Annotated in this window: 21 protein-coding genes; 11 read left to right on the plus strand and 10 right to left on the minus strand. The window is 58.8% G+C overall.

What is annotated here, in order from left to right:
- Nucleotides 1-55: 55 nt before the first annotated feature.
- From M2305_RS10305 to M2305_RS10320, 4 genes are all read right to left on the minus strand, one after another.
- On the minus strand, nt 56-538 hold the full coding sequence (locus M2305_RS10305; protein WP_086632992.1) for a hypothetical protein: 483 nt from the start codon (nt 536-538) through the stop codon (nt 56-58).
- Between the two features lie 3 nt (nt 539-541).
- The gene (locus M2305_RS10310) at nt 542-1,555 is read right to left on the minus strand and encodes an L-threonylcarbamoyladenylate synthase (RefSeq protein WP_211501388.1); all 1,014 of its coding nucleotides are present in this window, start codon (nt 1,553-1,555) and stop codon (nt 542-544) included.
- Nucleotides 1,552-2,349 carry a 3'(2'),5'-bisphosphate nucleotidase CysQ family protein gene (locus M2305_RS10315; protein ID WP_264649286.1) on the minus strand — a complete coding sequence of 266 codons (798 nt, stop codon included), beginning with the start codon at nt 2,347-2,349 and terminating at the stop codon, nt 1,552-1,554. The genes M2305_RS10310 and M2305_RS10315 overlap by 4 nt, the downstream gene beginning before the upstream one ends.
- Nucleotides 2,350-2,414: 65 nt before the next feature.
- Entirely contained in the window at nt 2,415-3,053 is a 639-nt protein-coding gene (locus M2305_RS10320) for a hypothetical protein (protein ID WP_264649287.1), read from the minus strand.
- A 105-nt stretch (nt 3,054-3,158) separates the two neighbouring features.
- Between M2305_RS10320 and M2305_RS10325 the strand changes: the two genes are divergently transcribed.
- From M2305_RS10325 to M2305_RS10370, 10 genes are all read left to right on the plus strand, one after another.
- Nucleotides 3,159-4,640 carry a leucyl aminopeptidase gene (locus tag M2305_RS10325; protein WP_264649288.1) on the plus strand — a complete coding sequence of 494 codons (1,482 nt, stop codon included), beginning with the start codon at nt 3,159-3,161 and terminating at the stop codon, nt 4,638-4,640.
- Nucleotides 4,641-4,642: 2 nt separating this feature from the next.
- Complete coding sequence (locus M2305_RS10330; RefSeq protein ID WP_264649289.1) at nt 4,643-5,086, plus strand: DNA polymerase III subunit chi; 444 nt, start codon at nt 4,643-4,645, stop codon at nt 5,084-5,086.
- Between the two features lie 66 nt (nt 5,087-5,152).
- Nucleotides 5,153-5,998 carry an aldo/keto reductase gene (locus M2305_RS10335; protein WP_264649290.1) on the plus strand — a complete coding sequence of 282 codons (846 nt, stop codon included), beginning with the start codon at nt 5,153-5,155 and terminating at the stop codon, nt 5,996-5,998.
- Between the two features lie 66 nt (nt 5,999-6,064).
- On the plus strand, nt 6,065-7,351 hold the full coding sequence (locus M2305_RS10340) for a hypothetical protein (protein WP_264649291.1): 1,287 nt from the start codon (nt 6,065-6,067) through the stop codon (nt 7,349-7,351).
- Complete coding sequence (locus M2305_RS10345; RefSeq protein WP_264649292.1) at nt 7,348-8,208, plus strand: hypothetical protein; 861 nt, start codon at nt 7,348-7,350, stop codon at nt 8,206-8,208. The genes M2305_RS10340 and M2305_RS10345 overlap by 4 nt, the downstream gene beginning before the upstream one ends.
- Entirely contained in the window at nt 8,205-8,726 is a 522-nt protein-coding gene (locus M2305_RS10350; protein ID WP_046901257.1) for a hypothetical protein, read from the plus strand. The genes M2305_RS10345 and M2305_RS10350 overlap by 4 nt, the downstream gene beginning before the upstream one ends.
- The gene (locus M2305_RS10355; RefSeq protein WP_264649293.1) at nt 8,726-9,817 is read left to right on the plus strand and encodes a hypothetical protein; all 1,092 of its coding nucleotides are present in this window, start codon (nt 8,726-8,728) and stop codon (nt 9,815-9,817) included. Before M2305_RS10350 ends, M2305_RS10355 begins: the two co-directional genes overlap by 1 nt.
- Complete coding sequence (locus tag M2305_RS10360; protein ID WP_264649294.1) at nt 9,787-11,253, plus strand: NADH-quinone oxidoreductase subunit D-related protein; 1,467 nt, start codon at nt 9,787-9,789, stop codon at nt 11,251-11,253. Before M2305_RS10355 ends, M2305_RS10360 begins: the two co-directional genes overlap by 31 nt.
- 14 nt (nt 11,254-11,267) lie before the next feature.
- Nucleotides 11,268-11,735, plus strand: coding sequence for an NADH-quinone oxidoreductase subunit B family protein (locus tag M2305_RS10365; protein ID WP_276556558.1), 468 nt, complete (start codon nt 11,268-11,270; stop codon nt 11,733-11,735).
- A gap of 171 nt (nt 11,736-11,906) precedes the next feature.
- The gene (locus tag M2305_RS10370; protein WP_046901260.1) at nt 11,907-12,842 is read left to right on the plus strand and encodes an ROK family protein; all 936 of its coding nucleotides are present in this window, start codon (nt 11,907-11,909) and stop codon (nt 12,840-12,842) included.
- Nucleotides 12,843-12,926: 84 nt separating this feature from the next.
- Here M2305_RS10370 and M2305_RS10375 read toward each other — a convergent pair whose 3' ends face one another.
- The 3 genes from M2305_RS10375 to M2305_RS10385 all read right to left on the minus strand — a co-directional run bounded on the left by M2305_RS10375 (nt 12,927) and on the right by M2305_RS10385 (nt 15,278).
- The gene (locus M2305_RS10375; RefSeq protein ID WP_046901261.1) at nt 12,927-13,808 is read right to left on the minus strand and encodes a CDP-alcohol phosphatidyltransferase family protein; all 882 of its coding nucleotides are present in this window, start codon (nt 13,806-13,808) and stop codon (nt 12,927-12,929) included.
- 14 nt (nt 13,809-13,822) lie between these two features.
- Nucleotides 13,823-14,500, minus strand: coding sequence for a phosphatidylserine decarboxylase (locus M2305_RS10380; protein ID WP_215767035.1), 678 nt, complete (start codon nt 14,498-14,500; stop codon nt 13,823-13,825).
- Nucleotides 14,501-14,561: 61 nt separating this feature from the next.
- The gene (locus M2305_RS10385) at nt 14,562-15,278 is read right to left on the minus strand and encodes a class I SAM-dependent methyltransferase (protein WP_264649296.1); all 717 of its coding nucleotides are present in this window, start codon (nt 15,276-15,278) and stop codon (nt 14,562-14,564) included.
- A gap of 40 nt (nt 15,279-15,318) precedes the next feature.
- On the opposite strand from M2305_RS10385, the gene gloB reads away from it, so the two are divergent.
- Nucleotides 15,319-16,035 (plus strand): hydroxyacylglutathione hydrolase, encoded by a 717-nt coding sequence (gloB, locus tag M2305_RS10390; RefSeq protein ID WP_264649297.1) that lies wholly within the window; start codon nt 15,319-15,321, stop codon nt 16,033-16,035.
- Between the two features lie 55 nt (nt 16,036-16,090).
- On the opposite strand, the gene M2305_RS10395 is transcribed toward gloB, so the two are convergent.
- Genes M2305_RS10395 through M2305_RS10405 form a run of 3 tightly spaced genes read right to left on the minus strand, consistent with a single transcriptional unit; the run spans nt 16,091 to nt 18,722 of the window.
- On the minus strand, nt 16,091-16,246 hold the full coding sequence (locus M2305_RS10395; RefSeq protein WP_086633006.1) for a DUF2474 domain-containing protein: 156 nt from the start codon (nt 16,244-16,246) through the stop codon (nt 16,091-16,093).
- Between the two features lie 19 nt (nt 16,247-16,265).
- Entirely contained in the window at nt 16,266-17,291 is a 1,026-nt protein-coding gene (cydB, locus tag M2305_RS10400; protein WP_264649298.1) for a cytochrome d ubiquinol oxidase subunit II, read from the minus strand.
- A gap of 6 nt (nt 17,292-17,297) precedes the next feature.
- On the minus strand, nt 17,298-18,722 hold the full coding sequence (locus M2305_RS10405; protein WP_046901266.1) for a cytochrome ubiquinol oxidase subunit I: 1,425 nt from the start codon (nt 18,720-18,722) through the stop codon (nt 17,298-17,300).
- Nucleotides 18,723-18,798 lie beyond the last annotated feature (76 nt).

Consider the following 18,798-nt stretch of genomic DNA (forward strand, 5'->3'; position numbering starts at 1 on the left):
GCCCTTCATCTATCCTTAGCCTGTGACGGGAGAAAGGCAAAAAAACAAAACGGTATCAGCGGAAGTAGACTGATCGGTCAATCGGAGGCCGGTCTGTCAGGCTATGGTAGAACTGGCTTGTCGCGATCCCAAGCAATAGCCCCGCGCTGATCCCAAAGGCAATTGTAATGTAACGCCATGGGCGCTGGGCACGCTGTGTCGCGATCTCGGTCATGAGAGCTCGGCTCTCCATCTGTGTATGACTGAGGGCGCCCTGAGCGGACCGGAGATGACCCTGGGCTTGGCGCAGTTCACGCTCAAGATCGGAAATTCTTTGGCGGAACTGTTTTTCCCGATCGGCTGCGTTTTGGCGTCCGGTGTCAGCAGCAAGGCTTGCGAACAGGTTTTTGAGTGCGCCGCCTGACAGATTATTGCGTTTGGCACGGAGACGCAGTGCTTCGAGCGCATTTTGGGCAGAACCAGAGGGCTCTGCGAGAACCAGCGCGAGAATATCGGAAAGAATTTTGATATCTTTGGGGTCGAAGCGGTTCTCGGCCATGTGTCAGCCAAGAGCTTGAGAAAGTGGGCGTGGTTCAGCCGCACGCCGTAGCCGATCCCGAATTGCAAGCCCAAGGCCCTGACGGGGAATGGGCTGTGCCGCGATGCATGTCAGTCCGCGTTTGGTGCCTTCTGCGTCCAGGAAGCGCAACCCTGCAAACAGGCGCGCCGCCGCCTCTTCCAGATTCCCGGTTTCACTCAGATTCCAGGTCAAGCCAGCATTGGAAAGCGCCGGGCCAAAGGCCAGCAGAGCCTCGTTGGGGCGGACGTCATAGGCGTCAAGGCGGACTGGCAGCGAAGGCGCATAATGCGATGCCAGCCTGCCAGGGGAAGAGGGAAGCGCTTCGGCAAAATCGTCCGGATGCTGGATTGGGCCACAGAGAGCCGTCAGTTCTTCCAGTGTCACGCCACCCGGCCTGAGCAGGACAGGTGTATCGCGTGTGAGATCCAAAACGGTGCTTTCTACTCCGACGGAGCACGGACCAGAATCCAGAATGGCATCAATCCGTCCATCCAGAGACCGCAGAACATGCGAGGCGTCTGACGGGCTGACAGTCCCGGAAATATTCGCAGATGGCGCTGCGATGGGGGCGCCAACCTCACGGAGGAGGGCAAGAGCCGTTTTGCCTCGGGGGACGCGAAGGGCCAGCGTGTTCAGGCCAGCGGCGGCCAAGTCCGAAACAGTGGAGTGTGGTCCGCGGGGCAGGACCATCGTCAGGGGCCCCGGCCAGAACTTGTCGGCCAGCGCATACGCCATGTCTTTGATCCGCCCATGCAGATCTGCCTGTGCAAAGGCGCTTTCTGCATCTGCCAGATGGCTGATGAGGGGATTGAAGCGGGGACGTCCCTTGGCTGCAAAAATACGCGCGACTGCAGTGTCGGACGACGCGAGCGCCCCCAGGCCATAAACGGTCTCGGTTCCGAAGGCGACGAGCTTACCGGCCTTCAGAAGCTCTGCAGCGCGGCGGATTCCGTTTGTGTCAGCAGTCAGGCATTCCGTGTTAAGGGTCTCGCTCACGAAGCGCCTCCGGTGCAGTAAAATGAAGAGTTCAGGCGGTCGGGCTTACCGTAACGCAAGGGCTGGCCGTTTTCATCCAGCAGGCTTCCCCCTGCGGCTTCGAGAATGGCCTGCGGAGCGGCGGTGTCCCACTCCATTGTCGGGCCAAAACGGGGATAGAAATCCGCAGCGCCTTCTGCGACGCGCATGAATTTTACGGAGGAGGCCAGCTTGTCGATGGATGCGACTTTCCGTCCGGCGAGCCACCGCTCAAGAAGCTCGGTATTCCCATGATGGCTGGACGCTAGAACGCGTAGCCCTTCAGATGAAGGTTTGGCCGTGTGGATAGAGGTACTGGTCGTACCATCGAAACGATGCGCGCCGAGCCCTATGCCCCCGCTGTAGATCAGTCCGTATCCTGGAAGTGCGACGACGCCCAGAGCGGGTCTGTCTCCACGAATTAGGCCTATATTGACGGTAAAGTCCTTGCCGCCGGACGAGAAGCCGCGGGTTCCGTCCAGTGGGTCCACCAGCCAGTAGGCGTTCCCGGCTGTAACCTCAATCCCCGCGGACATTTCCTCTTCCCCGATTGCGGCAAGCGACGGGCACGCCGTGCGCAGGCCGCGCAGGATGTGATCTTCAGAGGCGCGATCTGCCTCCGTAACCGGAGAGGCGTCTTTCTTGACTTCCGTGAGGAAGCCTCGGGCACGGATTTCGTTAATGATGTCCGCTGCTTCCGAGGCCAGACGGAATGCGAGGGACAGCAGGGCGCGGTCGTCGTCTGGGGAGACCGTATGGAGGGGGGCTGAGGTCATGCCTGCAAGGCTACTTCATGAAAGGCGTTTCGTCATGTGCTGATGCGAGAGATGTCACGTCGTGATTACGGGAAGCATCCATCTGGAGAGGAGGGCGGCCCCGCATCGGCGGACAGGGGCAGGCCTGTGGCGACTTTCAATGCGATATCGGAGCTACAGAATGTGCCCGGGACAGCGATCTTTTTGAAAAAGCGAAAATAGAGCGGTGTCCATCCAGGAGCGCCATCTGATGCGACAAGGCTGTAAATGTAAACGATGGTTGGGCCCCGAGAGGTTACAGGGCCGTCTTTTGGGTTTCGAATGGCCTCGAACAGGAGAGTCGCGGGTTTCCCATTCAGTTCGCCATGAGCGAACTGAATAGTAGTCAACGCGTCCTCACCCGTATGGGGTGAATCTCTCAGATGGTCTTCAAATGAGCGATCGGGTGTTTCTGAGGATCCTTCGATACCAATGACGCTTGTTCTTTTGTCGATGACGGTCGTCAGAACATACATGTGATAGCCCCATGCATTTCCGTTGTCCCGCCATGCTTGGAAAATGGAGAACGGCCCGAGTGGGCTTTCGAAAGTGTTCAGTCCGTCATGCAGGGGCAGGAGTGAGAGCCGGCTGAGTTGCCCGGAGGGCGCGTGCGCTGTTGCATGCGGAACAGAGCACGCCAATGAGGCGATGATCGCAGCGGAAATGAAGCCGGAACGCAGTGACATGTGACGTCTCCGTTGTGCTCATCGAACTGCTCCCCTCTTGTGTGGAAGCACGCTGTTCCCGATAACGGGAGCACTGAAATGGTTCTGCCATGCAAAAGGTGCGATATGCTCGATATTTCTTTTGGTTCGCTTCCAGCGCTGAACGACACCCAGCCACAGGCCGTTGCCTTGATTGGGCATGGGAAGGCGACCTTTGAAGACAGCATCTTCAAGACACTCGATGACGCGACGGCTGGTGCATTGAGCCGTGCTGCGTCTTTCAAGGGTTTCAAGGGCGAAGTTGGGCAGGCACTTGTGCTGACGGCGCCATCTGCCGGTCTGTCTCAGGTTGTTCTGGTGGGGTGTGCGGCTAAGGATGGCTCGGCTGTCGGGTCGGTTGCTGTTGAAAATGCTGGTGGCTCAGCAGCTAAAGCGCTCGATGGCGTGGCTGATGCTGCTCTCGCCCTGACGGCAGATATTGCAGAATTTGCACCGGAAGCTGCGTTGGGTGCGCGTCTGGCTCGTTACGACTTTGCTCTGTATCGCACGAAGAAGTCTTCCGAGAGGCCGGTTCTGAAGGCTTTGACGGTCGTGGCTTCGGATGTTGTCGCCGCTGAAGCGCGCTGGACGGCTCTGGATGCCGTATCTCGCGGTGTGTTTCTAACCCGGGACCTTATCAGCGAACCCGCCAACATTCTGTCTCCGGAAACGTTCACAGCGCGGATCGAGGCGCTCCGTGAGACGGGTCTTGAAGTGGAAGTTCTCGATGAAGCCGCTATGCAGGAATTGGGCTTTGGTGCCCTTCTGGGTGTGGCACAGGGAAGTGCGAACAAGCCCCGCACGGTAATTGTCCGTCATAATGGCGGTGGTGATGAAGCGCCTCTGGCCTTCATCGGCAAAGGCGTAACGTTTGATAGCGGTGGAATTTCGATCAAGCCTGCTGCCGGCATGGACGAAATGAAGACCGACATGGGCGGTGCCGCCACGGTTATCGGCCTTATGAGCGCACTGGCGCGCCGCAAGGCTCCCGTGAATGCGATCGGTGTTGTCGGACTGGTAGAAAACATGGTGTCTGACCGGGCCCAGCGTCCGGGCGATATTGTGACGAGCTATAGCGGCCAGACCATTGAAGTGCTGAACACGGATGCCGAAGGTCGTTTGGTTCTGGCGGATGTTCTTGCCTACACAAAGGATCGTTTCAAGCCAAAGCTGATGGTCGATCTGGCCACATTGACCGGTGCGATCGTGGTGAGCCTTGGAACGGAAAACGCAGGTTTGTTCAGCAATGACGACACGCTGGCTTCCGGTCTGTTCGAGGCTGGAAAGCAGGTTGGCGAAGGTCTGTGGCGGATGCCGATGGGCGAGGCCTACAACCGCCAGATCGACTCTGACATTGCTGATATGAAGAACATTGGTGGGCGTCCGGGGAGTGCCATTCTGGCGGCTGAGTTCCTGAAGCGCTTCGTTGGTGAGACTGTCTGGGCGCATCTGGATATTGCCGGCACGACATGGAAGACGACGGCGTCCCCGACGGCTCCGAAGGGTGCAACTGGGTTTGGGGTTCGTCTTCTGAACCAGTTCGTACTGTCTCATGAGGCCCGTGCCTGAGAGTGGATGTCGGATTTTATCATCTGACGCGGACGCCTCTGGAAGAGGCGTTGCCTGCGCTTTTGTGTAAGACGCTGGATGTTGGGGAGCGGGCCTTGGTCCGTTGCCCCGATGCAGCGTCCGTTACGGCTCTGGATGCCGCACTCTGGGCGTCCCGCGATCCTGTGTGGCTTCCGCATGGCACCGCAAAGATGGGTCATGCGTCCTGGCAGCCAATCTGGCTGACAGAAGGGACTGATGTGCCGAATGGTGCAAAATTCCTGTTTCGGATTGATGGCGCTGGAGAAGACGATTTTTCTCCGTTCACAAGAATTTTTGACCTGTTCGATGGGCGTGACCCCGCGAGCGTCCAGAGGGCCCGTCAAAGATGGGTAGCCTTGAAAGCGGCTGGCCATACTCTTGTGTACTGGCAGCAGCAGGAGCGGGGCTGGAAGAAGTCCGGCTGAGGTTCAGGCGGAACATCTTCGGGGGGTATGTCGTTGTGTGACAGAGTTCTTCCCGGGAGACGCCTTATGAAAACCGTTACGCTCCGCAACGGCACCACCGTTCCTGCATTGGGAATGGGGACATGGAATGTCGGAGACAGTGCAGATCGTCGCGCTCTGGAAATCGAGAGTTTGCGCACGGGTTTGGAAGCCGGTCTGCGGGTTATCGACACAGCGGAAATGTATGGAAACGGCCGGTCTGAAAAGCTGGTTGGTGAAGCCATCGCGGATGTGCGGGATGATGTTTATCTCGTCAGCAAGGTCCTTCCGTCCAACGCGTCTTATGAAGGCGTGCGCCGGGCCTGTCGGCGTTCGCTGGACCGTCTGGATACGGACTGGCTGGACATGTATCTGCTGCACTGGCGTGGTGGTACGCCACTGGAAGAGACAATCCGGGCGTTTGAAGACCTTCAGACAGACGGGCTGATCCGGGGATGGGGTGTTTCGAATTTCGATGTCGATGACATGGAAGAAATCGAGGCGCTTTCAGGGGCCTGTCAGGTCAATCAGGTTCTTTACAGTCTGGAGCATCGCGGAACAGAGTTTGACTTGCTGGATCATGATCTTTCGACCGGCACTGTGACGATGGCTTATTCTCCCCTGGGGCAGGGCGGCGAACTTCTCCAGCACCCCGCTCTTGCCGAGATCGCAGGGAGACATGAGACGTCTGCTGGCCCGGCTGACCCTGCTCAGATTGCACTGGCCTGGGTGATGCGTCGGGAAAATGTCATGGCTATTCCCAAGGCCGGCTCTCCAAAGCATCTCCTCTCCAATGTTGCCAGTTTGGAAATCAGCCTCACTGAAGGGGACCTGAAAGTTCTGGATCATGCTTTCCCTCCGCCGCAACGCAAGGTATCTCTCGCCATGATCTGACGGGCATGATCTGATACGGCCCGTTCCCACTCTGGACCGGACCGTACCCTGCTCACTTTTTCTGCCATGTTTCATACTGATCCGGTCTCTCTGTGCCTTGCGGCATTGACGTTTCCTGCTGCTCTTAAGACAGACCGGGAAAGCCGTGTTGGCCGGGGGCGCTTTGCCCTTCCGGCAGCTCTTGCGGCTGTATTGTTGGCGTCTGCTCCGGCTGTTGCTGTAGCGATTGGCGTGCTGATGACGCAGGAGCGCAAAGCGTGCCCGGTATGGTGGGCGCTGCCGGCTCTCTTATGCTCGGCATTGATGCCAGACAGTACGTTGGCGCTTCTTTCGCTCTTTCCGGTGTTGTTCTGGCCTGCGCTCTTTACACGTGAGGGGGCGCTGTTTCCGGCATTATCGTCTGTTCTTGCCGTTGCGATTGTCTGGCATGCGGGGACCGTGGTCCCTATTGGCTGTGCAGCGGGGCTAGCTGCACTTGCTTTGCTCGTTTTGGGGCGCAGCGTGTTCTGGGGAATTTCCCCTGGCGATCTGGGACTGGTCCGACCTGCCATTCTGGCAACGCTTCTGATTGCTGCGCAGGATGAGGGCATGGGAACAGGCGCGCGGATTGCGCTTGAAAGCCTGTTGCTGGATCTGACCCTGATAACGCTGTCCGTTCCGGCGCTGAGATTGATGCCGGTCCTCGTGACGCTGCGTCTGCCGTTTCCGCCCCTGCCGGGGTTTCTCGTGTTGTGGCTGGGAATTCACGCTGCGCTGGGGCTGGCTGCTGGGGTGCAAGGCTGGAGCGTGATTGGAGTGCTTGTGGCGCTTCTGATCGGCCTGATTTCACTGTTTGATGTTTTGACTGTGGGGCGTCGGCCCGACACGGGCGTTTTGCCTATCGGTCCCGCTGGTGCGGTCTGCGGGGTTATTTTGGGCGCGCTGCTGCTGCCGGTGGCAGTGTTTGGTATGTTCAGTCCCGTGCTTCATCACGTTGAGGGGGAGTGGGTCTGGCCGTTCTGGTCTTTGGGTGGCGGAGACGGCGCATACCTCAAGGTGCCAGCTTTGATGTTAATTCTCAGTGTGATGTGGCTGTTCTTTGTAAAATCGTGGCGCACGGAGCGCGGTTTTGAAAAGGCGATCGCGAACTTACTGCTTCCGGGGACGCAGACTGGACGTTCAGAGACCGGACTCTTCGAAGAGCCTCCGGCTCTGCCCTGGATCATGCGTCGTTTGATTGTCGGTGGTCGGATCCGTCTTCAGGCGCTTGCGGCGCTTAAGAGCGGTCAAATGCCAGATATGCGGCAGATGGCGGTGGGGCTCTGGCTTGTGCTGCTTGCGCTTGTTCTGGTGGTTCTGGGTCTGACGGCATGATGATGACCGGTCTGTGGGCTGTCGCCCAAACGTTGCTCCAACTTTTCATTCTCCTGGCTCTGGCGCCTGTCATGGCGTGGGCGCTGGCAGAGTTGCCTCGCTGGATAAATGGCGAAGCCATTTGTGGGCCTCAGCGTCAGATGCGAAGGGCAATCCGTTTCTGGGGCGTTGTCTTAAAACAGCCTGTTGCACCGAGACTGGCGCTTGTCTTGGCCATTGCATTGTTGATCTTTGTTGTTCTGCCTGCGGTGACGACGGGCGGGGCATTTGTTTCTCTCGCCAATCCTCTGCTGATTGGCCTTTTGCTGCTGGCTGGTCGCCTCATGTTAGGTGTTCCACAGCAAAGGGAAGAATGGCGGCGGGTTCTCCCTGCCGTTCTGGTGCTCTGCCTGACGGAAGCCTTGATTGCGCTTGCGGCACCGGGCGCGGATGGTGTGGGGGGCTTATGTGCCATGTTGCACATTGAGCCAGCACCAGGGCTCGAAGGTGCGCTGGGCGCGTGCGCATTGGCGTTGGCGATTTCCTGCCCGCCCCTGCGTGAAGACGATATGATCCAGCGTCTGGATGGTGAAAAAAGCCGTCAGGTTCGTGAGATGTCGCGGAATGTTGCGGAAGTTCTGAATACGGCCTGGCTTCTGCTGCTGGCTGACCTCGCTCTGCCCATTACGGTTGGTCTGGGTGGAAGCGATGTGACGGGCTGGTTTGTTGGATTGGGCGGCCTGTTGGGGCGACTTGCTCTTGTGGTGGTCGTGCTTATTGGACTGAGGCTTACCGCACAGGAACGCAGTGAACGACTGACGGCGCTATTTGCCGGAGTGGCGCTTTTGCTCGCGCTCGCCGGGAGGTTTGCGACATGATTGTCGGATTTGGCGTGCTCCTGCTGCTGGCGCTTGCCGGGCTAGGGCGAGATGGACGAGGCCTGCCACTTTACGGTTTGGTATGTGCGTTTGCAGGGGCGACAGTCTGTGGAGGGCTTCTGGCGCTGCTCACCTCGATCGCGTTAATCGGTCTGAATATTGGTGCCTGGATATGGCTCAGGCGGTTCGCTGGTCATGTGCCAGATCGCGGTGCCGTGCTGCCTGTGGTCGGGGCGTTGCTACTGCTGCTGGCACTTGGCCTTTCAGGTGCGAGTCTTGGGTTGGCGCCTGTGTTGGGAGCGGGAGCGGTTCTGGTGGGCCTTTGTGGCGCTGCTTTTGGCCCAGCACTTGTGCAGTTTACAGGGCTGCTGATGGCTGCTGACGGACTGATTGTCATGGCGTGTGTTCTTCAGTCGTGGCCGTTCTTTGCTGCGGCTGTAGCGCTATGGGGTGTTCTGGGCGCACTGGGTATGACGCTGTTGCCACGCCTTGCCTGGCGGCGGGTGGAGGAAAACTGATGCATCCACTTGCTCCCGTTGGAACTCTGTTCGCCGTGACAGTCTGGCCGCTTCTGGCCGCTTTTCTGCTGCTCATGACCCCGCCAGGCCGACAGGCTGTCAGCAGTCGCACGTTTGCGATTGCTGGTGCTCTCATGACCCCCGTTGCAGTTTGGCTGATGCCGGGTGCGGATGCGCTCGCGGCCGCGTGCTCCTGCGTGGTTGCAGTCATGCCGCTTCTGTTGCCGCCTGCGGGAGACCGGGTAGGACGTATTTTGCCCTTTCTGGTGACCGGATGCGCTTTGATGGCCCTGAATGTTCATTCAGCTTTTGCCGTCACGGTGCTGTGTGGCGCAGGAACGGTTCTCTGGGCTTGGCGCGAGGGCCGGGGAGCGCAGAAGGCTGCCATTGTCTGGGATATGGCGAGGTCACGTCTCGGTGGAGTTATTCTGGGAGTTCTGGGTGCATCCCTGCTGTCGATGGACCAGTCTCCTCTGGGGCCGGTTTTGCTGACCGTCGGGTTGTGCATGATGGCCGGTCTGGGGCCGTCTCCCGTTCCGGAACCTGATGCTGTGCTGCTTGATACGGGCCTGAGGTTTGCAGCCATTCTGCTGATGTTGCGACTGGACGGACACCCGCTCGTTCATATTCTGGTGCTGGTAGCTGGGTTCGGGACACTGATCATGCGTATGTCAGGCCAGTCCCGAGGGCGCGGTGTCTTCTTGCCCATTCTGTCCTCGCTGGGTGCGATTGCCGCGGCGGTTGGTGAAGGCAGTGCAATTGTCCTTCTTTTGGTGGCGTCTGTCGGATTGGCTGTTCTGGAACGTCAGAATGACGGAAGTCGATACGAGATGGTTGCTGCTGGCGTAGCGCCATGGCCGGTCTTTTGCGCTTTGTTGGCGATTGGTCGCTCTCTCGAGCCATTGCTCCTCGTGCTGATGATCGTTTGTCTTCTGCCCGGGTTGAGGCAGGTTCGTCTGGCCGGGCTGATGCCGTCCGGTCTTAGTCTCAAGGGTGGCATTGTTCCGGCCGTTGAGGCTGTTCTTTTGCTTGTCGGTCTTTGGGGGCCGCTGCTTCTGGCATGGCATCCAGCACCTGGGTGGCGGCCATGATGAGCATGGAACGCATCATCCGGAGTGGTGAGCGGGTTGCACTGGCGCATTACCACCTTGATCCCGAGCAATGGGAAGCGATGCTGACTGCACCCGGCAGAGCTTTGTCACTGTTGTCCTGCTGGGCGGATGAGCAGCGTGTTTACGTGCTGTTGCTGGACGGCGATTGCCCTTTGATGGCCAGTACGGCGGTGGAAGATCGTCGTTATCTGGCGCCATCTTCGCGTTTCCCTGCGGCGGAGTGGGGAGAACGCGTAGCCTATGATCTCTGGGGCGTTGAGGCCATGAGTGCCTGCGGAGATGGTCGTCCTGCCCTTGATGATGGTTTCTGGGAAACGACATGGCCGCTGTCCTCACGGCCGGGGCCTGGAGGGCAGGCTATACCCTTGCCTGCGGGCCGTAGCCGCCTGCGAGCGGAAACAACAGGATTGAGTGGTCCGCTCGAACTCTCTTTTGATGTTGTGCGCGGCGCAGTGCAAGGGCTGGCCGTCGATGCCGGGCTGGCTCATCGCGGTGTGTTGCAACGCATGGTTGGATTGTCGCCTGAAGAGGCACTCCCGCTGGTTTCCCGTATGACCGCTGGGGGTTTTGTTGCCCACCCAATGGCGTTTTGCCGGGCTGTTGCTCAAGCGCGCGGGTTGCAGCCGGGTCCAGGGACGCGGGATGCCTGGATGATCCTTCTCGAAATCGAGCGAATTTCCGTCCACCTCTTCGATCTGGCGAGAACAGCACGTGCCGTGGATGCGGGGCTGCTGGCAACACACTGTGAGCATGCACGGGAGGCTATTGCCGCCGCTTGTACAGAGCAGGGCGTACCGCGCCGACTAACGGACGTCATTACGTGCGAGGGTGTGCGGTCTGGTTTGGAAATCGTTCCGCTGGCTCAAGCTGTTCTGGAGGTCATGTACTCTCGCATGGCGCAACTGCGCGAACTGCAATCCGTATTTGCACCCCGTTTGAAGGGACTGGCGGTTTTGGCGCCCGCGCAGGCACGTGAATTTGCCGTGGGTGGTCTGGTCGGTCGGGCTTCGGGTCGAAGCCTGGATGTGCGTCGCAGGGAAGTTGGTATGCGGCTGGATGCTTTGCGGGCAACAGGCTCAAGCGATGGCGACGCGGCAGCCCGCGATGCGCTGCGTTTGACGGAAATCCGGGATTCTCTGGCTTTGATCAAGCGGATTTTGGGGAGCATCGGCATGGATGATGACGAGCCCGCACCTGAAGCTACGCAGGAAGGCATTGGCGTGGCTGAAGGGGCGAGAGGTGACGTCTGGTATTGGGTCCGCCTGAAGAATGGGAAAGTTGAGTCTGTCCATGCCCGAGACCCGGCTGTCTCTTTGCTGCCCGTTCTGCATCGCGTGTTGCAGGGAGAGGCTCCTGAGCGTTTGAGCGCCGGGCTGAAGTCTCTGGCTCTGGCCCCGTCTGGAGTGGCGATGTGACAGCGTTTCAGACTATGGGCCCACTCAGTGTGTTGCACGCTTTCCTGAATGTCTCGCGTTGGAGAGTATCCGCTGACAAAGGCACGTCTGTCCGTCCCGATACGATCAATTTGTACGTATTGGAGACCGGCGGATGTGAAGGCTGCGCCATGGAAGTAGAGAGTTTGTGCGGCAGTGCTTTTGCTCTTGAGCAATATGGCTTCGCACGCGTTACCGATCCGGCAGATGCAGACTGGCTGTTGGTTACGGGGCCGATGGGCAGGGCTTGTGTTCAGATGCTTGAGCGGGTCTGGAACGCGATGCCGGCTGGAAAAAGTCTGGTGGCTGTAGGGGCTTGCGCTGTTGATGGCGGGATGTTCGGGCCGAATTATGCCACTTTGGGAGGCTTGAAAGCACTCACGCCGGTCCGCCGGGCTATTCCAGGATGTCCGCCGTCGCCCCAGGACATTCTTCTGGGTCTTCAGCGTCTCGCTGAGGGATGAATGGCGGAGTTTGACCAGAACTCGATCCTGCAAAAACAGAAACATTGATTTTTTGTGATCGGATGACTTGCCGACAGAGGCTTTCACGTTCAATCAGACGAGCGCATACAGTGCGTTAATCTGTTTTCAGGCTCTCTTTTGAGACGGCCGCCAAACAACACAGGGCATGAGATGGCTGACTATCGCCTTGGTATTGATCTCGGTGGAACCAAGATCGAGATCGCAGTTCTTAATCGTCAGGGCGACCTTGTCCTGCGTGAGCGAATTCCTAATCCAGGTGTTTATCCGGAAGCGGTTCTTGCGATCCGTGATCTCGTGACGAGTGTGGATCATCGTCTGGGGGCTGTTCCCAGCCACCGTGTGTCTGCCGGTCAGAGCACGTCCACGCTGGGTATTGGCATTCCAGGATCGATTTCTCCGGAGACGGGGCTGATCAAGAATGCCAACGCGACCTGGCTGAACGATCAGCCTTTCGGCATGGATTTGGAATCGGCTCTGTCCCGTCCTGTTCGTACAGAGAATGATGCAAACTGCTTTGCGTTGTCTGAGGCGGCCGATGGTGCAGCTAAAGGTGCACAGACTGTTTTTGGCATTATTGTCGGAACGGGCATGGGCGCTGGCATTGTCAATAATGGCCGCGTGCTTGAGGGGCGCCATCATATTGCTGGTGAATGGGGGCATCTGCCGCTTCCCTGGCCGCTCCCTGAAGATGGTGAGCCGCGTCCTTGCTTCTGCGGAAACAAGGGCTGCATGGAGCGCTATCTTTCCGGTCCGGCTCTCGCAGCTGACTGGAAGGGTCCTGGTAACCGCAACACGGCTGGCATCGAAGATGCTGCTGCAAACGGCGATCAGGCTGCCATTCGCGCACTGAACCTCTACATGGAGCGTTTTGCGCGCGCTTGTTCCCTTGCGATCAACTTCCTTGATCCGGACGTGATCGTTCTCGGAGGCGGAATTTCCAATCTGGCGTCTCTGTATGAGCGTGTTCCGCCGCTCCTGAGCAAGCACGTCATCACGCCGGTCTGCACAACTCCAATCGTCAAGAACCTGCATGGTGACAGCTCTGGCGTCCGCGGTGCAGCATGGCTTTGGGATGTGACCGAGTAAGTATTTTCCGAATGGCTGGAAGACTGCTTCCAGCCATGTGGAGACATAAAAAAAGCCGCCGGTCATTCCGGCGGCTTTTTTTGTTCAGATTGCTTCTTCTTCAACCGTTTCGGACATGTCTTCAGCGGCCCGTTTCAGCCGGTGATAAGATCGGCGGGAAAAGGGCAGTATTGCGACATAAAAAAGTCCGGCTGCGGCTAGTGCGCCCCACGGGTCCGCAACCAGAACGGCCGCATAGAGGCCCGTTCCCAGCATGAGCGGCAGAACATAGCGGGCCGGAACCTTGAAATTCTTGAAAGACCAGACCGGCAGCGTCGAGACCAGAAGCAGACCTGTCAGGATCAGGCAGACTGCCGAGACGATGGGTGCACGGGCGAAAGCTGCAAGGCCTTCGGCGTGCATCCTGTCTGCCTCAAGGCCCAGGAATACGGGGAACAGAACGATACCTGCGCCAGCAGGGGCTGGAACGCCGGTAAAGAAGTTGGCGGAGTAATCCGGCTTGTCATCGTCATCCAGGCTTGCGTTAAAGCGTGCCAGACGAAGGGCCATGCAGACCGTGAACATGATGCAGGGGACAAAGGCATAGCGCCCGGCATCTTCAAGGCACCAGATCAGCAGCACGAATGACGGTGCGACACCGAAGCATACGAAATCTGACAGACTGTCGAATTCGGCGCCAAAACGCGTCGTGCCGCGCAGAAGGCGGGCAATCCGGCCGTCCAGTCCATCAATGCAGGCTGCGATCAGGAGAGCGACCGCTGCGTGTGCAAACTGGTGTTCCAGCGCAAAGCGCATCCCGCTTAACCCGGCACATAGGCCGAGCATGGTCAGGATGTTGGGAATCAGCCGGTTAAAGGACGGTCCCCGCACGCGTGTGCGGGGGGTGCGTCCCATGCGGCGCAGTCGGCGACGAATGCGGCGGCGTCTGGCAGGACGGTTGGGTTCAGCCGTCTCGGGAATGGTCATTAGCGCGTTCTGGCTCAGAGCTTCGCCAGGACGGTTTCGCCCCCGATCATGGTCTGGCCTTCAACAACGATCGGCTCAACACCCGGCGGCAGATACACGTCTGTGCGGGAGCCAAAACGGATCAGACCGAAGCGTTCACCAGCTTCCAGGTGCTCGCCTTCCTCAACGAAGCAGAGGATACGGCGCGCAATCAGGCCTGCGATCTGCACGACGCCGATATTGCGGCCGTCCGCAAGCGTCAGGCGGATTTCGTTGCGCTCGTTGTGCTCTGATGCCTTGTCGAGGCTCGCGTTCAGGAACTTGCCTGCATGATAGGCAATTTTCGTGACCTGCCCGGCTGCAGGCATCCGGTTGATGTGCACGTCTAGCACGGACAGGAACGTCGAGACGCGCCAGACCGGAGTTGTGCCCATTTCAAGCGCTGCCGGTGGAGTAACGAGGGAGACTGACGTTACACGGCCATCTGCAGACGCCAGTACGAGATCTGATCCCGGTGGTGGTGTGCGCTTCGGGTCCCGGAAGAAGTACAGGCAGAAGGCAGAAAATGCGATGCCAGCCTTTCCGATGAGACGCGTGAACCGCCAGGGCGTCAGGCGGCCGATGATGCCAACGAAGGCACCTGCAGCGAGGAAGGGAGTCGCAGCGCGATGCGGCGGCGACAGGACAAGTTTGAGGGACTGGATCAACGACATGGAACGCACTCTTACGGCACAGGAAGCTAGGGTCAAGAATTCGCCACAAAGAAGGCGTTTTTCAGGCAGGTTCTGCAACCTGTCTGGGGACGGTCACACGCGCTTTTTCGTCCATCAGGGGAAGACCTGCATAGACGTTCTTGCGAGCCACCACGATATGGACGCCCGCGCAGGGGTAGCGGATCATTTTTCCAAGGCGCTCTGGAAGTGTGCCTGAAAGGCGCGACAGCAGAGCAGGGGGCGTCATGAGGGCGCCAGTATGGTGTTCGATTTGGAACAGTCCCTGCTCCAGCAACCGCGTCAACTGTCTGGTGCTGAAGGGGACGCCGTGACCGAAGGGTGTTGCATCCGTATGAGCCCAGTAGCCGGAGCGGTTTGGCACGACGAGAATAAGGTAGCCGTCATCCGTCATGACTTTCCAGGCGGCGCGGAGAAACTCTGCTGCTGAGCGGGTGAACTCCAGTCCATGAACGACCAGCACGGTATCCATCGACAGGTCATCGAAAGGCAGGCGCCCGCTCTCAATCAGGCAGTCCTGAACGATGTGGTGAAATGGGCGCTGGGTCTGGGGATGCTGCAAACGCGCAGAAACTGCGCACCCGGCTGTGGCAGGAAGATAGGGGCCGGGGTACCCTATCCCGAGCAGCCGACGCGCCCGAAGGTCTGGCAGGAGGCTGTTCAATCTTCGGTTGAGGAGACTGGCTGTGCGTTGGCCTGCCCAGCTTTGATAGAAAGCGGCAGCATCTTCGGAACGGGTGCGTGTCAGGCGCGTCAGCATGGAAGTATCTAACCAGCAAGCTCAGGTCAGGGGAACTGTCATGTCACTTGATATTCAGTCCATTCCGGTTTTGTCAGACAATTATGTCTGGCTTTTGAAAGCAGAAGACGGGACGCGGGCTGTCGTGGACCCAGGCGAAGCTGGCCCAGTCATGGACGTGTTGGGAGAAGGGCGTCTCGATCTGATTCTTCTGACGCATCACCACGCGGATCACACGGGAGGGGTGGAAGCCCTTCGCGAACGATATGGCGCGAAAGTGTTTGGACCATCCCAGAAGCAGGAATGGCTTCCCAAGCTGGATCGTGGCCTTGGAGACGGTGACAGTTTTTATATCGGATCCACGAAAGTGGACGTTCTTCTAACGCCGGGACACGCTGTCGGGCATCTTTCCTATGTCGTGTCTGAAGTGCCTGCGTTGTTCTGTGGTGATGTGCTGTTCAGTGTCGGATGTGGGCGCCTGCTGGAGGGGACAGCAGAAGAGCTGTATCGGAGTCTCCATCGTTATGATGCACTGCCCGATAACACGCTGGTTTGTGCCGGACATGAGTACACCCGCTCGAACATCGCCTTCGCATTGCATGTCGATCCAGACAATCAGGCTCTGAAAGCGCGAGCAGCGGAAGTGGAAACGCTTCTGGAAGCGGGGAGACCAACATTGCCAGTCTCTCTGGGAACGGAGCGGGCCACGAATCCATTTTTGCGAGCGTCCGATGTGTCGCATTTTGCGGAATTGCGTCGGCAGAAAGATACCTTCTGAGGGCATGAAAAAACCCCGCCTTTCAGGGGCGGGGTTTTTCCTTGGGAGGCCTTGGTTAGTGATGGCCGCCGAAGATGATCCTCTTGAGGAGTTCAGCGCCCACGCCAACGACGAGGACACCGCTGAGCCAGAAGAGTACGAACCATCCCACCCGTTTCATCCAGGCGACGGTGCCGGTTTTCTGGTTGGGCTTTCCGTACTCGATTCTCATGGCGCGAACTCCCTGAAGGTCAGTGGTAGTGATGCTCGTTCGTCACTTTTCCACGGAACACGTAGTAGGAATAAATCGTGTAGCCGAGGATGACTGGCAGCAGGAACATCGCACCGAAAAGGACGAAAGCCTGACTGCTTGGTGGCGAAGAGGCCTGCCAGATCGTGATGGTCGGCGGCACGATATACGGCCACACGTTGATCCCGAGGCCAGAGAAGCACAGGAAGAACAGGCCGAGCGTCGAGATGAACGGCAGAAGGTGCGACTTGCGGTTACGCAGGCCCAGGAACAGTGCCCCAGCAACAGCCACGACAGCCACCGGAACCGGCAGGACCAGAGCAAGCTGCGGCCATTCCAGCCAATGCTGCATGTAGGTCGTGTGCAGCTGCGGCGTCCAGACGGACACGGCTACGATCGTCAGCAGCATCAGGCCTGCGAGCGTGTAGGAAACGCGACGCATGGTGTCCTGCAGTTCGCCTTCACAGCGCCAGATCAGCCATGTGGACCCCAGAAGCGCATAGCCGATTGTGACGGCTGCACCACAGAACAGTGCAAACGGCGTCAGCCAGTCCAGCGAGGTTCCGACGAACACGTTGTTCTGGACCGGAATGCCCTGCACCAGCGTCCCCAGAATCACACCTTGCATGAATGCTGCAACGATGGAGCCACCACAGAAGGATGCATCCCAGAACAGCTGTGAACCGGGGGACTTCATCTTGAAGCGGAACTCGAAGGAGACACCGCGCAGGATGAGAGCCAGCAGCATGAACAGGATGGGCAGGTACAGCGCGGGAAGAATCGTGCCGTAAGCGACCGGGAAGACGCCGTAGAGTGCGGCGCCGCCGAAGATCATCCAGGTTTCGTTGCCGTCCCAGACAGGGGCGACCGTGTTGACCATGACGTTGCGGTGATCGTGATCCCGTTCCTTGAGGAACAGGACGCCGATGCCCAGGTCAAAGCCGTCAAGAATGACGTAGAGGAAGATGGCAGAGGCCGCGAGAACGGCCCAGACCACGGGAAGCCAGAAAGCGGCGGATTCGGTCATGATCGCTTACTCCGCCAGACCAGCATTGTGGGGGTGATGTGAGACCTGCGTGGTACCAGCGGACATCTGGGGCTCGTGCTCGGACGGACCTTCTTCACCAGAGTGAGGCTCTTCTGCGAAGCTGCGCAGGAGAATGGTGATGCCACCTGCGAAGACCACAAAGTATACAATCACGAATGCAACCATCGACGTCGCCATGCTCGGCAGAGCGATCTGGGAGACACTGTCGGAAGTCTTCAGGAGGCCATAGACCGTATACGGCTGACGGCCGACCTCAGTCGTGATCCAGCCACACAGCAGGGCTATGAAGCCTGCCGGGGACATCCACAGAGCGACACGATGGAGCATCGCGTTGCTGTAAAGGCTGCCCTTCCAGCGCAGGAAGAGAGACCACAGACCAACCAGAACCATGAGCGAGCCAAGCGCGATCATGATGCGGAAGGAAAAGAACAGCAGCGGCGAATACGGGCGCAGATCCTTCGGGTAGTCCTTGAGGCCCGGCACCTTGCCGTCGAGGCTGTGCGTCAGGATCAGGGAGCCCAGGAGCGGAATCTGGACCTTGTAGTGCGTCGTCTCGTTTTCCATGTCCGGAATACCGAACAGGATTTCCGGCGCCCGGCCTTCAGAGTCCCAGTCGCCTTCCATCGCGGCGATCTTGGCAGGCTGGTATTCCAGCGTGTTCAGACCCTGCGTGTCACCCGCCAGGAACTGGACCGGAGCAACAATCGCGGCCATCCACATGGCCATGGAGAACATCAGGCGGACCTGTTCGGACGCCTGACGGCCTTCACGACGGGCCTTCAGCAGATGCCAACCAGCGACGCCAGCCACGATGAATGCGACGGACAGGAATGCTGCCAGCCCCATGTGCACGAGGCGGAACGGGAAGGACGGGTTGAAGATGATCTGCCACCAGTTACCCGGCAGGAAGCGACCTGTCGCTTCATCAATAATGTAGCCCTGCGGCGTCTGCATCCAGGAGTTGGAGGCGAGAATCCACGTCATGGAGATCAGCGTGCCGATCGAGACCATGCAGGTGGCGCCGAAATGCAGGCCCTTACCCACACGATTGAGACCGAACATCATGACGCCGAGGAAGCCGGCTTCAAGGAAGAAGGCCGTCATCACTTCGTAGGCCAGCATTGGGCCAAGGATGGGGCCAGCCTTCTGCGAGAACTGGGACCAGTTGGTGCCGAACTCGTAGGACATGACCAGACCGGAAACCACGCCCATCGCGAATACGACGGAGAAGATTTTCAGCCAGTATTTGAAGAGATCCAGATAGGCGCTGCGTCCCGTCTTGAGCCAGAGGCCTTCAAGAACGGCGAGATAGGCAGCAAGCCCGATCGAGAATGCCGGGAATACGATGTGAAACCCGACTGTAAACGCGAACTGAAATCGCGCGAGAAATAAAGCCGACAGGCCAAACATTGCGATGGTGCCTTCTGCTTGGGAGGCGGACCGCAGAACCGGTCCGCATGGACCCGTCAGCTACGCTCGCACCCTA

It is taken from the genome of Gluconobacter cerinus, assembly GCF_025961355.1.
Classification (GTDB): domain Bacteria; phylum Pseudomonadota; class Alphaproteobacteria; order Acetobacterales; family Acetobacteraceae; genus Gluconobacter; species Gluconobacter cerinus.